The organism is Streptomyces sp. NPDC001348, from assembly GCF_053597535.1.
The window spans coordinates 1-14,639 of sequence record NZ_JBSFIK010000060.1 but is presented as its reverse complement, the minus strand read 5'-3'; the positions used below and the strand labels follow the sequence as shown (position 1 = coordinate 14,639).

The following is a 14,639-nucleotide window of genomic DNA, read 5'->3' as shown; positions in this document are numbered from 1 at the left end:
AGTGCGACGGGCGAACTACGCTGCGTGTTGGGACGCCTTGAGCATGGCGCACAAAAAGAGCGTTTGCGCTGTTCAGAGGCCCAATTTCAACGCTGACCCGGCCAAATTCAACAAATTCAACAGGAGCGCGATGCCGCAACGGTTGGTGATCACAGGGCGCAGCCAGGAGCCGAGGGGGCGATTCGCCGAGGAGCTGCGGCGCCTGAGGACCGAGCGGGGTCTGAGCCTTCGGGACCTGGCGAAGGAGGTCGGCTGGGACGCGTCCCAGTTCAGCAAGATGGAGAGCGGGCGGACGCTGGGCGGCCCCGAGGTCGTACAGGCGCTGGACCAGTTCTACGGGACGCCGGGGTTGCTGGTGACGCTGTGGGAACTGGCGGTGGCAGATCCGACGCAGTTCAAGGAGCGGTACCGGCGGTACATGATCCTGGAGTCGGAGGCGGTGAGCCTGTGGCAGTACTCGGTAAGCACCGTTCCCGGGCTGCTGCAAACCGGCGGCTACGCACGTGAGGTCCTCGCGCTGGGCGGTTACAAGGGCAAGGACCTGGACCAGCAGGTTGAGGCGCGCGCCGGTCGACGGCAGGTACTGGAGGGGGAGGATGCTGCACCGTTCCGTGCCGTTCTCGCAGAGGCCGTACTGCGTACGCCGCTGCGCGACGCGCGGGCATGGCGGGAGCAGCTCGACTACCTGGTTGAGGTGTCGGAGCGTCCGAACATCACGGTTCAAGTACTGCCACAGAGTTCCGGGCTGCATGGCCTGGTGAGCACCGACGTGATGTTTCTGCGGCTGTTGGACGGCCGGACAGTGGCCTACACGGAGAACGCGCACCGTGGTGAACTGATCGGAGAAAACGGCTCAGTTGAGCCGCTGCAGCGTGCGTACGATGCGATGCGCGACCTGGCCCTGAATCCGGCCGAGTCCCGGAAGTTCGTCCTGCGGATGTTGGAGGAAGTGCCGTGCGAGCCATCGACCTGAACGGCGTGACCTGGCGCAAGAGCAGCTACAGCAATCCCGACGGAGGCAACTGCGTCGAAGTCTCCGACGACCTTCTCCACACCGCCGACTGGCGCAAGAGCAGCTACAGCAACCCGGACGGTGGCGAGTGCGTCGAAGTCTCCGACAACGTCCCCTCCCTCGTCCCCGTCCGAGACAGCAAGGACACCACCCGCACCCCCCTCCTCTTCACGGCCCCGGCCTGGACGGCCTTCGTCGACGGAGTCAAGCGGCGGCGCTGAGGGGCCGACCTCGCCAAGAGGCCCGGAGCCCGGCCGCGTAAGCTGGGGCCCGGCTCAGTACGCCCACCCCCGCTCAAGGAGCAACCGTGGAGATCTTCTTCGAAACCCTGCTGGTCCTGGTCTGCGTCGGCGTTCTCGCCTTCGCCGGGCTGACCGTGAAGAAGCTGTACCAGGGCCAGCGCTGATCCCCACCTAGGAACCGCCGATCATGATCGAGATCCCGTCCGACCTCCACAAGGACCTCGTCCCCCTCGCCTTCCTGCTCGGCAACTGGGCCGGCGCGGGCGTGCACGACTTCCCCGGCTCCCAGAAGTGCAACTTCGGGCAGGAGGTCACCTTCACCCACGACGGCAGGGACTTCCTGGAGTACCACTCCCGCACCTGGGTGCTGGACAACGACGGGAACAAGGTCCGCCCGCTGGAGTCGGAGTCCGGCTTCTGGCGGATCGACGCCGCCCGCAAGGTCGAGGTCACGATGACCCGCGACGACGGCGTCATCGAGATCTGGTACGGCGAGATGGCCGACAAGAAGCCCCAGATCGACCTGGTCACGGACGCCGTGGCCCGCACGCCCGCCTCCCCGCCCTACAGCGGCGGCAAGCGCCTGTACGGCTACGTCAAGAGCGACCTGATGTGGGTCGGCGAGAAGCAGACCCCGGACGTCGAGCTGCGCCCGTACATGTCGGCCCACCTGAAGAAGGTCGTCACCCCGGAGGAGGTCGAGCGCTGGGCCAAGGCCCTCCCGGACGACATGCCGGACGACGGCATCGCCTTCTTCAAGTAGTCCGCCAAATAGGTCGAGGGCGCGTGTCCGGTGAATCGCTGACTTGAAGGCGCGCCCGCCCCGACCGCGGACGGGCACGGGTGGGCTCCTCCTGGCAGGAGGAGCCCACGTCGGGACGTGCGAGGGGTTATTCCGTGCGCAGGCCTTCCGGGCGCATCATCCGTAGCAGCGGCGGCAGGCTGAGCAGCGTGACCACGCCGACCACGCCCGCGCCCACGCCGGTCATGGTCAGGACGCTCGCCCAGTCGACGGCCACCGGTGTACGGGCCATCTTCAGCAGCACCGAGCCGAGGGCGATACCCACCGTTGTGGCCAGTGCGAGGCCGAGTCCGACCGGGAGGGCCGTCTGCCACAGCACCGACAGGCTCAGCGTGCGGCGCCGGGTGCCGAGGGCGACCAGCGCGGAGAGCAGCTTCCTGCGCTCGCGCAACTGCTCCAGCTGGGAGACCAGCAGACTCGCGCCGATCAGTGCCAGCACGAAGGCGGAGCCGACGAACAGGCCGGTGCGGATGGAGGCGTACTTGGTGTCCTCCTGGGTCGCCGACCATGCATAGGTCTGTGCCAGGGGGTCGATCCGGGCGACGACGTTGCGTACGTACTCCCGTGAGTCCGGCACCGACGGGTCCAGCCGCAGGTAGACCCCGTCCGAGAACACTGCGGGCGCGGCCTTGGCGGGCAGGGCGGCGGGGGTGACCAGCAGACCGTCGCGGTCCGTCAGTGAGTCCTTGCGCGCGTCCACCACTCGCACGTCCGCCGGAACGGTCCAGGGCACCTCGATGCCGTGTTCGGCGGCGTCACCGTACGACGGGTCGATGTAGAGCTGCCGGCCGGGCTTCACCACGGCGATCTCGTCGGCGTTGCTGGGGGAGGTGTAATGGCTCCTCGTCCGCGTGACGAACACGTCGCCGTCCTTGCAGGAGGGCAGCGTGGCGAGTTCGCGCAGGGCGGTGCAGTTACCGACGGTCAGGCCGTTGCTGTTCTTCGGGTCGCGACGCGCGTCTCCGTACTGCGAGATGGCCAGGGCCACTGCGGCCCGTACCCCCTTGGTGCCGGTGAATCCGCGCTCGACACCGGACAGCGGCTTGCGGTCGCTGAAGTCGACCTGCATCTGGACCCGGCCGGGGTCCTGGCCGGTGGCCTTGGTGTACTGGCTCTGCGTTCCCGTGAACAGCATCTGCAGGGCGATGGCCCCGGCCACGGCGACGGCGATGCCGTTGACCATGCGCGCGGCGGTTCCGCTGCTCAGCTGCAGCCGCCGTACCGCGAGCTGCCAGGACAGCGCCCCCTTGCCGAGGCGGACGACAACCGCCTCCACGACCCAGGGGAGCAGCGCGGTGATGCCGATCAGCAGCAGCAGCACGCCGCCGATGACGAGGTACTGGTTGAAGTCGCCGTTCTTGCGGCCCTTGCCGATCATCGGGTAGAGCATCGCGAGGCCGGCCAGCGGCGGCAGCAGCCGCCACCACAGCCGGCGGCGGCGCTGCCTGGCCGCGCGCACGACGCCGAGCGGTTCCACCACCACGCCGCGCATCGCGAGCAGTGTGACGAGTACGGCGGCGACCGGGACCGCCACCGCGACCAGCGCGGCGAGCGCGGGCGTGGGATCGAGGTAGCCGGGCCACACGCTCACGCCCAGCAGCTCGACGGAGCCGAGCGTCTGACGGCCCAGGAGGAAGAAGCCGGTGCCGACGACCAGGCCGAGCAGGGCGCCGCCGAGCGCTTCGCCCGCCGCGATCCGCCGGGTCATGTGGCTGTCCGAGCCGACCAGGCGCAGCGCGGCCAGCCGTCGGTCGCGGCGCTCCCCGCCGAAGCGGACGGCGGCGGCGATGAACACTGCGACCGGGGTCAGCAGCACCACGAACACGACCAGGATCATGAGCAGCAGCACCGGGTCGGTCTTTCCGGGTGCCGCATCCGGCTTGCCGTACTCGGTCAGCCGGTGCACCCGGGAGAATTTCGTGAGTTTCAGGCCCGAGGCGCCCGCGTAGTAGGCCAGTTCGCGGGACCCGATGAGTCCGCTCTCGCCGATCGTGCCGGTGATCCTGTACGGCAGCCGCTTCCGCAGCAGCTCGGCGCCGTCCGAGGAGAGCAGGTCCTTGAGCGCGGGGGAGACCACCATCTCGCCCTTGCCCGGGAAGCTGTCGACCCCCGGCGGCAGCGGCGCCCGCTTGCCCTCGGGCTCGAGGAGCCGGCCGCGGATGTCGTCGTCGTGCCAGGTGGTGTCGGTGTCGGCGATCAGGAAGGTGTTGTCGGCCTTCGGCGGGGTCTTGACGGAAAACGTGTAGTCGAAGCGCGCGTCCTCCACCTGTCGGCGGGAGGCGAACACGTTGGGCAGGGCGCTGCACAGCAGGAGCAGTGCCACGCCGAGGCCGACGCCGACGGCGGTGAGCGTCATCCGGACCCAGCCCTCGCGTCCGCCGGTGACGGCGAAGCGGGCCCCCATGGCCAGATCCCTGGACCACTGACGAGGACTCATACGGCGCGCTCCATGTCGCTGGACTTGCCGTCGCGGACGACTATCTCGCGGTCGGAGTAGGCGGCCACGCTTGTCTCGTGGGTGACGAGGACGACGGCCGCTTCGGTCGAGCGGGCCGCTTCGGTCAGCAGTTCCATCACGCGTTCGCCGTTGAAGGAGTCGAGCGCGCCGGTCGGTTCGTCGGCGAACAGCAGGCGCGGTCCGGTGACCAGCGCGCGGGCCACGGCAACGCGCTGCCCCTGACCGCCGGAGACCTCGCCGGGCCGCTTGCCCCTGAGGTCGTCGACCTCCAGCCGCTCCATCCAGCCGAGCGCGGTGCGCTCGGCGTCCTTGCGGGGCGTGCCGTTCAGCCGCAGCGGCAGCGCCACGTTCTCCACGCAGGTCAGCTCCGGCACCAGCTGCCCGAACTGGAACACGAACCCGAACTCGCTGCGCCTGAGCGCACTGCGCTGGGCGTCGCTCATGGTCGCGAGCTCCCGCCCGTCGTAGAGAATCGAGCCGGAGTCGGGCGGCACGATCCCCGCGAGGCAGTGCAGCAGCGTGGACTTGCCGGACCCGGAGGGGCCCATGATGGCGACGACCTCGCCCGGGTGGATGGAGAACCCGGCGCCGTCCAGTGCGAGGGTCGGGCCGTACGCCTTGCGCAGGTCGTGCGCCAGGAGCAGGGAACCGGGGAGAGAAGTCGTCATCGGGTCACAGCCTCACGGAGTTTGTCGAGTCGGGCGGCGGTCAGTTCCAGCCAGCGCAGGTCGGCTTCCAGGTGGAACAGGGCGTGGTCGCAGATCAGCTGGTCCGCCAGGTCCCCCTTGCGCTTGCGGTCGGTCAGGATCCGCATGCCGCGCAGGTGCTCGGAACGCTGGGTGTCGCGGATCTCGGCGGCGTCGCGCCGGGTCAGCAGCGCGAGGACGACCTTGGTGTAGAGGGTCGACTGGAGATACGGCTCCGGCTTCTCCGGGGTCGCCAGCCACCGCTGTACGTCGGTGATGCCGGCGTCGGTGATCGCGTACCGCTTGCGCTCGGGACCGCCGCCCGCCTCGATCCCGTCGACCTCGACGAGGCCGTTCTTCAGCAGCCGGGACATCGTCGAGTAGACCTGGCCGTAGTGCAGCGGCCGGTCGTGACCGAACTTCTCGTCGAAGGCCCGCTTCAGGTCGTAGCCGTGACGCGGACCGGACTCCAGGAGCCCCAGAAGGGTGTGACCGATGGACATGACCCGCACTCTACACAGTGTGTATACATGGCATGTATACACACTGTGTATAGGTCCTGGGTGGGGTGTACTGCCGTGCAGGTGAGGGAGCCGGGACTGGCGATCGTCACAGTTGGGAAACAGGCAGTTGCCGGCTGCCCCTCCCCGGGAGGGGCATCAGAGCATTGAGATGTGTCCGGTGCGCGGAGTGCACGCGGCCCTAGACTTGGTGTGTGGTGAGCACCGACTGGAAGAGCGACCTCAGGCAGCGCGGCTACCGGCTGACGCCGCAGCGGCAACTCGTGCTCGAAGCCGTGGACACCCTGGAGCACGCGACCCCCGACGACATCCTCGGCGAGGTGAGGAAGACGGCGTCGGGGGTCAACATTTCCACCGTGTACCGGACCCTGGAGCTCCTGGAGGAGCTCGGCCTGGTCAGCCACGCCCATCTGGGGCACGGCGCTCCCACCTACCACCTGGCCGACCGGCACCACCACATCCACCTGGTCTGCCGGGACTGCCAGAACGTGATCGAGGCGGACGTCGCGGTGGCGTCCGAGTTCACGGCCAAGCTGCGTGAGACGTTCGGCTTCGACACGGACATGAAGCACTTCGCGATCTTCGGGCGCTGCAAGGACTGCACCCTGAAGAGTTCAACTACCGAGTCGTAGGCTTTGCGTATGAAGAGCCCCCTGCTGTCCCTGCCCGGTGCCGTCCCCGCCGAGGGTGCGGACGAAGGCGTCGCCGCGCACTACGGCGACCTGTTCCGCGAGCAGCGAGCCCTCGCCGACGGTGCCGGTTTCGTCGACCTCTCCCACCGTGGTGTCGTCACCGTCACCGGTGAGGACCGGCTGAGCTGGCTGCACCTGCTGCTCACCCAGCATGTCAGCGAACTCCCCGCGGGCCGGGCCACCGAGGCGCTGATCCTGTCGGCGCACGGGCACATCGAGCACGCGCTGTACCTGGTGGACGACGGTGAGACGGTCTGGGCCCACGTGGAGCCCGGCACCCAGGAGGCGCTGCTGGCGTACCTGGAGTCGATGAAGTTCTTCTACCGGGTGGAGGTCGCCGACCGCACGGCCGACACCGCGGTGGTGCACCTGCCGGCCGGTTCGATCGCCGACGTGCCCGAGGGCGCCGTCGTACGCGAGACGGCGTACGGACGGGATCTGTTCCTGCCGCGTGCCGACCTGGAGTCGTACGCGGAGACCGTCGGACCGCCGGCCGGGATCCTCGCCCACGAGGCGCTGCGCGTCGAGCAGCACCGGCCCCGCCTCGGCTTCGAGACCGACCACCGCACCATCCCGCACGAGCTGGGCTGGATCGGTACCGCGGTCCACCTGCAGAAGGGCTGCTACCGCGGCCAGGAGACCGTCGCCCGGGTGCAGAACCTGGGCAAGCCCCCGCGTCGCCTGGTCTTCCTGCACCTCGACGGCAGCGAGGTCCACCTGCCGCCGCACGGCACGGACATCCGCGTCGCGGACGAGGGGCCGGACGGCCGCCGGATCGGCTTCGTCACCACGTCCGTGCGCCACCATGAACTCGGCCCGGTCGCCCTGGCCCTGGTGAAGCGGAACGTGCCGGTGGACGCGCGACTGGTGGCCGGGGAGACGGCGGCGGCGCAGGAGGTCGTCGTCGAGCCCTGAGCCGACGCCCGGGCTCGGGGCTCCAGCCGGACGCCCAGACCTCCAGCCGGGCGCTCAGATCTCCAGCAGGACGGTGAACGGGCCGTCGTTCGTCAGCGAGACGCGCATCTGCGCGCCGAACCGGCCCGTCGCCACCGTCGCGCCCAGCGCGCGCAGCCGGGCGACCACCTCGTCGACGAGCGGCTCGGCCACATCGCCGGGCGCGGCCGCGTTCCAGGTGGGGCGGCGGCCCTTGCGGGCGTCGCCGTAGAGGGTGAACTGGCTGATCACGAGGAGCGGGGCGTCGATGTCGCTGCACGACTTCTCGTCGTGCAGCATCCGCACGGACCACAGCTTGCGGGCGAGCTGGGCCGCCTTCTCCTTGGTGTCCTCGTGCGTGACCCCGACCAGGACGCACAGCCCCTCGCCGTTGATCTCGCCCACGGTCCGCCCGTCCACGACGACGCTCGCGCCGTCCACCCTCTGCACCACTGCTCGCATGCGGACCATGATGCCGGGTGCCCCCGACGGGTTCGGAGGGGGGCGTGAGGAGGTCGCGAGGCGGTCCAATTTTGCTCCTTAACGGCCTATCTGGGGCTGTTCGGGGGCTCTCGGTCGTATAGCGGTCACTTGGGGTGGCACGATGCTTCCGTACGCGGTCGAGGGGACGGTAGAGGCACATGAGCACACCGAGTACTGGGCAGCTCCAGTTGCAGCAGCTGCTGCAGGAGATGCAGCGGCCGCCCACACAGCGTGTGGACAGCCCGGAGCTGCCGGCGGAGCCGCCCGAGCACGACCTGACCCGGCTGAGCCTGCCCGAACTGCGTGCGCTGCGCCGGGACGCCCAGCGCGACGAGGCGGACCTCAGCTACGTACGGCGGCTGCTGCAGGGCCGGATCGACATCCTGCGCGCGGAGCTGGCCCGCCGGGGCCCGAAACCGGCGGTCGCCGCCGGGGACGGCCCGCGGGACGCGACCGTGATGGCCTCCGTGGTGTCCCGGCTCCCGGAGATCCTCACCGACGCCCCGGCCCGCCACCGCTCCTCGGCCCGTCATGTGACGCTGGGCACCCCGCACAACGAGGAGTACCGCCGGCTGGCCGCCGAGATGCTCGCCGAGGTCGAGCTCTCCGACCTGCAGGCGCGCACCGACGCCGAGCTGGGCACCGCGATGGGCCGTCTGGTCCGCTACGAGCAGGAGGTCTCCGGCCGGCGCCAGCATCTGCAGCGCACGACGGACGACTGCAGCGCGGAGATCGCACGCCGGTACCGCGAGGGGGAGGCGCAGGTGGACGACCTGCTGACGTGAGGCGACCGGGCGTGCGGTCGGGGGCGGGCGGCGGTGTGCGGTGAGGGCGTGCGGTGGTGTGCGGGGGCGGAAAACCCCGCGACACGCCTGCGCCGTACACCTACCGTGGCCCCCATGACCGATGTACGTCCCGTCCGGGAAGCCGAGTTCGCCGACTGGCACCGCGCCCTGAACACGGGCTTCCTCCGCGAACCGACCCCCACCGCGGAGCAGCACGAGGCCCGCCGCCTCCAGTTCGTCCCGGGCCGCCTCCTCGGTGCCTTCGACGGCGACCGGTGTGTGGCGACCTTCCGTTCCTTCGCCCAGGAACTCACCGTGGTGGGCGGCGCCGCCGTGCCCGCCGACGCCATCTCCAACGTCACGGTCACCCCCACCCACCGTCGCCGCGGCCTGCTGACCCGCATGATGAGCCAGGACCTCGCCGCGGCGAAGGAGCGCGGGGACGTGGTCGCCACGCTGATAGCCGCCGAGTACCCGATCTACGGCCGCTACGGCTTCGGGCCCGCCACCTGGATGACCGAGTGGACCGTCGACGTCCTGCGCAGCGGCCTCGATCGCCGCGGCCCGGTCCCGGCGGACGGCGGACGTATCGACCTGGTCGACGCCGGGGACGTCCGCAAGCTCGGCCCGGAACTGCACGAGCGCGTCCGCCGCACCCAGCCCGGGGCGGTCAGCCGGGACGAGGTGTGGTGGCGGCTGGACACGGGCGACCTGGACTTCGTCGGGAAGCGGCCCGAACCCTTCTACGCCGTCCACCGCGCGCCGTCCGGCGAGGTCGACGGCATGGTGTCGTACCGGTGCGACGAGAAGTGGCACGGCGACCAGCCGCACTGCACCGCCGAGGTCAAGTGGCTGCTCGCCGCCGCCCCGGCCGCCGAGCGCGCCCTGTGGCACTACGTCTGCTCGATCGACTGGGTCACCCAGGTCAAGAGCGGCTGGCGTTCCCCCGACGACCTGCTGCCCCACTTCCTCCCCGACCCCCGCGCGGCCAGGATCACCACGCAGGCGGACTGGCTGTGGGTGCGGATCCTGGACGTCGTACGGGCCATGGAGGCGCGGACGTACGAGGGGGAGGGCTCGCTGGTGCTGGAGATCGCCGACCGGCAGGGGCTCGCCGGCGGCCGGTTCCGGCTCGAGGCGTCCCCCGAGGGCGCGTCCTGCACGCCCGCGGCCACGCGGAGCGCCGAACTCACCCTCGACGTCGGCGATCTGGCCGGTGTCTGGCTGGGCGGCGAGTCCGTGGCCCGGCTCGTGGCGCTGGACCGGGCCCGGGAAGACCGAGCGGGCGCCGCCCGAGTGGCCGACGCCCTGCTGCGTACGTCCAGGCGACCGTGGTGCCCGGACCTCTTCTGAGGACTCCCTCCTGCCGGGAACGGTGCCGGCCGATCAGTGCTGACTGAACCCGTACTGACCGGCCTGTGCTGACTCATCCGTAGCGTGCTTGTTCAGTTGTGGCTGTGCGCATCCGTGTTGAGTTGTCGCTGTTCGGTTGTGACTGTGCTCGGGCCGGGGTCCCAGCTCCCCTCCGGAAGGGAACCCGGTGGGCCAACCAACCGGGGGACTGACCATGTTCTCCAAGTTGGCCGCCAACTCCACCATAGTTATTGCCGTTTGGACGCGTCTCATAACCACCTTTCACTGAACTGCCACAAGATGGCGGGAAGTTGTACTGTTTGACTGTGGACCCGGAACCCGCCTCCGCCAATGGGCCGAAGAGACCACCACGGCCACAGAAGTCACATCGCGAGGTGGCCGACGAACTGCGCGCCCGGATCAGGTCCGGGGCGCTCAGGCCGGGGCAGCGCATGCCCACGCAGGCCAGGCTCGCGGACGAGTTCGGAGTCGAGCGCGGGGCCGTGCGCCAGGCCCTGCGGATCCTGCAGTCGGAGCACCTGCTCACCAACGTGACCAAGGGCAGCCCGGCCACCGTGGCCCCGGGCCTCGGCCACGGCCGCGCGCCCGCCGGGCCGCCCGCCCCGCCCGAGCCCACCATGGTGGGCCTGGCCCCGCGGATAGCCGCCGCCTTCACGGCCCCGCACGTCGAGATCGACGCCCTGTGCCTGACCTCCGTCTCGCTCACCCTTGCGATCGGTGAGCCGCTGCGCCAGATCCACGCCGGGCACATGAAACCGGCCAAGGTCGACGTCCGCGTACTGCTGCCCAGCCGCGACATCGACCTGGCCTTCCCGGCCCCGGTGGACGCCTCGGCCGCGGATCTGCTGCACGGGCGCTGGCTGACCCAGCGCAACGCCCAGGGCCAGGTCCTCCAGCACAACCTGCTGGCGCTGCGGGCCACGCACGGCATCGACGTGCGGGTGTCCTTCCGGGCCCTGCCGTTCACCCCGCCGGTCAAGCTGTACCTGCTCAACGGCACGGAGGCGCTGTTCGCGTACTACACGCTGACGCGGCACGAGCGGGAGATCGGCCACGAGCAGCTGGAGCTGTACGACGCAGAGGGCACGCAGTCGATGCTGTTCGCCTTCGAGCAGGGCGCCGGACTGCGTGACGCGACCTTCGTGGAGCAGTCGCACCTGTGGTTCAACGCCCTGTGGGAGACGATCAGTTCGGAGCTGGTGCTCACGGCGTGAGCGGTTCAGAGGGCCGGTCCCGCGAGCAGGACGGCGAGCAGGACGGCGCCGGCCGAGCTGACGGCCGGGCTCTTGGCCTTGAGGCCGATGCTGAGCATCAGCAGGCCGACGATGCCGGTGGCGCCGTACTTCCACTGCACGATCTGTTCGAAGCCGACGACGAAGACTGCGGAGATGAGGGCGAGGGCAGGCACGGTGGTTCCCCCTTCAGGTTGCCAGGAAGCAAAACTTCCGCCAACTGGACTAAGTTGGCAACCAACTTTGATTAAGTTGTCCCCACTTGGCACCCATCCATAAACAACCTAAGGACAACCCCTTTTGGGTAGGTGCCAGTTGTAGCGTTTGGTCGTGACACAGGAGAACGTGGCAGTGAACGGCAGCAGAAGGCTCACGCCCCAGGAGATCGCCGACACCCTCCGGGAACGGATCAGGGTCGGGGACCTGAGGGCGGGAGACCGCCTGCCCACCCAGGCCGAACTCGCCGAGGAGTTCGGCGTCGAGCGCGGCACCGTACGCCAGGCCCTGCGCGCGCTCCAGGACGACGGACTGCTCAGCAGCGTCAGCCGGGGCAGCCCGCCGCGCATCGCCGAACCCGCTCCGGCCCGGGACGAACCGCAGCCGACGATGGTGGGCCTCGCCCCCCGCCTGGCCGAGGCCTTCTCCGCACCGCGCGTGCGCATCGACGCGGTCTGCCTGACCGCCGAGACCCTCATGATGGCGCTGAGCGAACCGCTCCGCATGATCTACGAGGGCCGCGCCCGCCCCGAACGCATCGACGTGCGCATACTGCTGCCGTCCCGGCACATCGACCTCGCCTTCCCGGTCCCCGTCGACGGGCGCGACGGCGACGACCCGGTCCACCAGCGCTGGCTCGCCATGCGCAACGCCCAGGGCCAGGTCCTGCGGTACAACCTGCAGGCCCTGCGCGGCACCCACGACATCGACGTACACGTCACCTTCCGCGCGCTGCCCTTCACCCCTCCGGTCAAGCTCTACCTCCTCAACGGAACCGAGGCGCTGATCGGCTACTACATGGTCACCCGCCGCGAGGAGTCCACGGACAGCGGAACGCTGGAGATGTACGACACCCTCGGCTCGCAGTCCCTGCTCTTCTCCTTCGAGACGCGGCGGGGCCAGCGGGACGAGGCGTTCGTGCAGGAGTCGCAGAAGTGGTTCGACGCCCTCTGGGAAACCATCACGTCGGACCTGACACTCTCCTAGTGACTCCTGATACGAAACGGAATGAGCCGGTGGCCGCCGGGACCGAGGGCGCGACGGACGCGACGCGAGCCCTCCGGGACGTGATCGCCCGGGCCCGGGTGGTGCTGTGGGACTTCGACGGCCCGATCTGCCGCCTGTTCGCCGGGCACACCGCGGAAGGGGTGGCCGGTGAGCTGGTGGAGTGGCTGGAGAGCCGCGGGCTGCACGGGCTGCTGACGCCGGGGGAGCGCCGGTCGCCGGACCCGCAGATCCTGCTGCGCGCCGTGGAGGACCGGCACCCCGGCTCCGACCTGGTGGCGGAACTGGAGGAACGTCTCACCCAGGAGGAGCTGCGGGCCACCGCGTCCGCGATGCCCACCGCCTACGCCGATCCCCTGATACGCACCTGGTCCGCGGTCGGCTCCCCGATGGCCATCACGACGAACAACTCCGCGCGGGCGGCCCGCGCCTATCTGACGGGCCGCGGCCTGATCGGCTGCTTCGCCCCGCACATCTACGGCCGCACCCAGGACCTGCGCCTGCTCAAGCCCGACCCGTACTGCCTCCAGCGAGCCCTGAGCGCGACGGGTACGGCGCCCTCGGCCGCCGTGATGATCGGCGACACCCCCACGGACTGGGAGGCCGCGTCCCGGGCCGGGATCCCGTTCGTCGGCTACGCGCGGGGCGAGCCGGGCGAGAAGCGGCTGCGCGCGGCCGGCGCCGAGCACGTCGTCCGGACCCTGGAGACGCTGCTGCGCATTGTCCGTCGATAAGGCGCGAGTGCCGGTCCGGTCCCCCTCGACCGCGACCGGGTTCCGTGAATAGAACGCGTCCGGCATGCCACGGGCCCGTCGGCGGAGTACCGTGCTTCCACTTCTGTATCCTCCGGAAGGGGCCTACGAAAGAAACGGGCAATGTCACCCCAATCGGATTCCCAGGCCCGGCTGAACGCGGTCGGTGCGAGTGGTGGCGACGAGAGCGTGGTCGAGGGCCCGCTCCACGGATATCACCACGAGACCTATGTCTTTCCGCTGCCCGGCGAAAAGGGATCCGGCCCGCAGGCACGGTGGAAGTGCCGGGAGCCGCGCCCCGGGCTGCTCTGGTTCGACCGGCGGTGCTTCGCCTCGGAGGAGCAGCTGCTCAAGGACCTGAACGGCCGGATCCACGGCATTCCGGACATCATCGAGGCCGACGGCCTGAAGCTGCAGAGATTCATCGAGGGGCGGACGCTCGGATCCCTCTGCGCGTCCGGGCTCGAGGTTCCCGACGACTTTCTCCGGCAGATCGTCGGCCTGTTCCCCCAACTGGTCCGGGTCACCTCAAAAACCCTTTCCGTCGACCGGCGCTGTGCGGACGAGGACCGGCCGGAGGACGGTGACAGCGACGGTTTCCTGGAACGACTCGTCTGTTTCACCGAGGAGCACGTGTACCAGGGCAATCTGACGGTGTTCGAAAAACTCTTCGAAGACCTCGGTGTGCACGCCGAGTCGTTCAAGCACCTGCGCAAACATGTCTCGGGGCTGCGTGAACGCCCTTTCTGCCTGCTCCACGCCGACCTGCACCGTGAGAACTTCGTCGTCGACGACGACCGCCGCCTGTGGACGATCGACTGGGAGCTGGCGATGGTCGGCGACCCGCTCTACGACCTCGCCACCCATCTGCACCTGATGCGGTATCCGGTCCGGCAGGGGCGAGCCGTCGCGCGGCAGTGGGCCGACGCGGTCGAAGGCGCCCGCCCCGGCAGCGCGGCCGGCTGGCGGCACGACCTGCCTCTGCTCCTCGGCTACAAGAGGGCCCAGTCCCTCTTCACCGACGTCATCCGGGTGGCCCTGTCCCTGGACCCCGGGCCGGACACGCACTGGCGGCAGCTCGTCCGGGCGGCGCTGAAGCTGCGTCAGGTACTGGCCGACGCCGCCCCGCCGCTCGGGCTCGAGTCGGTTCCGGGGCCGAGGCGGATCGTCACCGCGCTCGTGCGCTGGCGGCGCGAGCACGGGGAGCCGTCCGCGTAGGCACGGCGTGACCCGACGCACGCGGCGCCGGGTCACGCTCGTACCCGCGACCGCCGTCACGGGCACGGAGTACGACCACGCCATCGCCGCCGAACCGTCCGCGAGGCCGAGGCCGAGGCCCGCGGGCTGTTCCAGTGCTGCGACCGGAAAGGTTTGCCGGGAAGCTCGCGGCGTCCGGTGCGGTGCCTCGCAAGGCGGAGCATCACCCGCGTACTGGATGTACTCGGG

General features: G+C 70.0%; 16 protein-coding genes. 11 read left to right on the top strand and 5 right to left on the bottom strand.

The features are described 5' to 3' along the window. Positions 1-130 precede the first annotated feature (130 nt). From ACWC21_RS38380 to ACWC21_RS38370, 3 genes are all read left to right on the top strand, one after another. Positions 131-973: a helix-turn-helix domain-containing protein gene (locus ACWC21_RS38380; RefSeq protein ID WP_450889062.1), complete on the top strand. Its 843-nt coding sequence runs from the start codon at positions 131-133 to the stop codon at positions 971-973. Continuing rightward, the gene (locus ACWC21_RS38375; protein WP_450889011.1) at positions 955-1,233 is read left to right on the top strand and encodes a DUF397 domain-containing protein; all 279 of its coding nucleotides are present in this window, start codon (positions 955-957) and stop codon (positions 1,231-1,233) included. The genes ACWC21_RS38380 and ACWC21_RS38375 overlap by 19 nt, the downstream gene beginning before the upstream one ends. A 208-nt stretch (positions 1,234-1,441) precedes the next feature. Further along, complete coding sequence (locus tag ACWC21_RS38370; RefSeq protein WP_450889010.1) at positions 1,442-2,017, top strand: FABP family protein; 576 nt, start codon at positions 1,442-1,444, stop codon at positions 2,015-2,017. 127 nt (positions 2,018-2,144) lie between these two features. On the opposite strand, the gene ACWC21_RS38365 is transcribed toward ACWC21_RS38370, so the two are convergent. Genes ACWC21_RS38365 through ACWC21_RS38355 form a run of 3 tightly spaced genes read right to left on the bottom strand, consistent with a single transcriptional unit; the run spans position 2,145 to position 5,703 of the window. Then, positions 2,145-4,493, bottom strand: coding sequence for an ABC transporter permease (locus ACWC21_RS38365; protein WP_450889008.1), 2,349 nt, complete (start codon positions 4,491-4,493; stop codon positions 2,145-2,147). Next, on the bottom strand, positions 4,490-5,182 hold the full coding sequence (locus tag ACWC21_RS38360; RefSeq protein ID WP_450889007.1) for an ABC transporter ATP-binding protein: 693 nt from the start codon (positions 5,180-5,182) through the stop codon (positions 4,490-4,492). Before ACWC21_RS38360 ends, ACWC21_RS38365 begins: the two co-directional genes overlap by 4 nt. Further along, entirely contained in the window at positions 5,179-5,703 is a 525-nt protein-coding gene (locus ACWC21_RS38355) for a PadR family transcriptional regulator (protein ID WP_450889005.1), read from the bottom strand. Before ACWC21_RS38355 ends, ACWC21_RS38360 begins: the two co-directional genes overlap by 4 nt. Positions 5,704-5,915: 212 nt before the next feature. Here ACWC21_RS38355 and ACWC21_RS38350 point away from each other — a divergent pair, with 212 nt between their 5' ends. Together ACWC21_RS38350 and ygfZ are read left to right on the top strand one after the other, a co-directional pair. Then, a complete protein-coding gene (locus ACWC21_RS38350; RefSeq protein WP_450889003.1) occupies positions 5,916-6,353 on the top strand; it encodes a Fur family transcriptional regulator in 438 nt (145 codons plus the stop codon). Between the two features lie 9 nt (positions 6,354-6,362). After that, complete coding sequence (ygfZ, locus tag ACWC21_RS38345) at positions 6,363-7,328, top strand: CAF17-like 4Fe-4S cluster assembly/insertion protein YgfZ (protein ID WP_450889002.1); 966 nt, start codon at positions 6,363-6,365, stop codon at positions 7,326-7,328. A gap of 54 nt (positions 7,329-7,382) precedes the next feature. Here ygfZ and dtd read toward each other — a convergent pair whose 3' ends face one another. Then, positions 7,383-7,808: a D-aminoacyl-tRNA deacylase gene (dtd, locus tag ACWC21_RS38340; RefSeq protein ID WP_450888998.1), complete on the bottom strand. Its 426-nt coding sequence runs from the start codon at positions 7,806-7,808 to the stop codon at positions 7,383-7,385. A gap of 179 nt (positions 7,809-7,987) precedes the next feature. On the opposite strand from dtd, the gene ACWC21_RS38335 reads away from it, so the two are divergent. The 3 genes from ACWC21_RS38335 (at position 7,988) to ACWC21_RS38325 (ending at position 11,202) form a co-directional block, all read left to right on the top strand. After that, the gene (locus tag ACWC21_RS38335; RefSeq protein WP_450888996.1) at positions 7,988-8,614 is read left to right on the top strand and encodes an RsiG family protein; all 627 of its coding nucleotides are present in this window, start codon (positions 7,988-7,990) and stop codon (positions 8,612-8,614) included. Positions 8,615-8,728: 114 nt separating this feature from the next. Beyond that, a complete protein-coding gene (locus ACWC21_RS38330; protein ID WP_450888994.1) occupies positions 8,729-9,967 on the top strand; it encodes a GNAT family N-acetyltransferase in 1,239 nt (412 codons plus the stop codon). 320 nt (positions 9,968-10,287) lie between these two features. Next, positions 10,288-11,202 carry a winged helix-turn-helix domain-containing protein gene (locus tag ACWC21_RS38325; RefSeq protein WP_450888993.1) on the top strand — a complete coding sequence of 305 codons (915 nt, stop codon included), beginning with the start codon at positions 10,288-10,290 and terminating at the stop codon, positions 11,200-11,202. A gap of 5 nt (positions 11,203-11,207) precedes the next feature. Here ACWC21_RS38325 and ACWC21_RS38320 read toward each other — a convergent pair whose 3' ends face one another. Beyond that, positions 11,208-11,396, bottom strand: a complete 189-nt coding sequence (locus ACWC21_RS38320; protein ID WP_132852555.1) for a hypothetical protein — start codon at positions 11,394-11,396, stop codon at positions 11,208-11,210. 148 nt (positions 11,397-11,544) lie between these two features. On the opposite strand from ACWC21_RS38320, the gene ACWC21_RS38315 reads away from it, so the two are divergent. The 3 genes from ACWC21_RS38315 to ACWC21_RS38305 all read left to right on the top strand — a co-directional run bounded on the left by ACWC21_RS38315 (position 11,545) and on the right by ACWC21_RS38305 (position 14,411). After that, complete coding sequence (locus tag ACWC21_RS38315) at positions 11,545-12,423, top strand: GntR family transcriptional regulator (RefSeq protein ID WP_450888992.1); 879 nt, start codon at positions 11,545-11,547, stop codon at positions 12,421-12,423. A 29-nt stretch (positions 12,424-12,452) separates the two neighbouring features. Next, positions 12,453-13,175 (top strand): HAD family hydrolase, encoded by a 723-nt coding sequence (locus ACWC21_RS38310; protein ID WP_450888991.1) that lies wholly within the window; start codon positions 12,453-12,455, stop codon positions 13,173-13,175. Between the two features lie 141 nt (positions 13,176-13,316). After that, positions 13,317-14,411 carry a phosphotransferase gene (locus ACWC21_RS38305; protein ID WP_450888989.1) on the top strand — a complete coding sequence of 365 codons (1,095 nt, stop codon included), beginning with the start codon at positions 13,317-13,319 and terminating at the stop codon, positions 14,409-14,411. Positions 14,412-14,639: the final 228 nt, after the last annotated feature.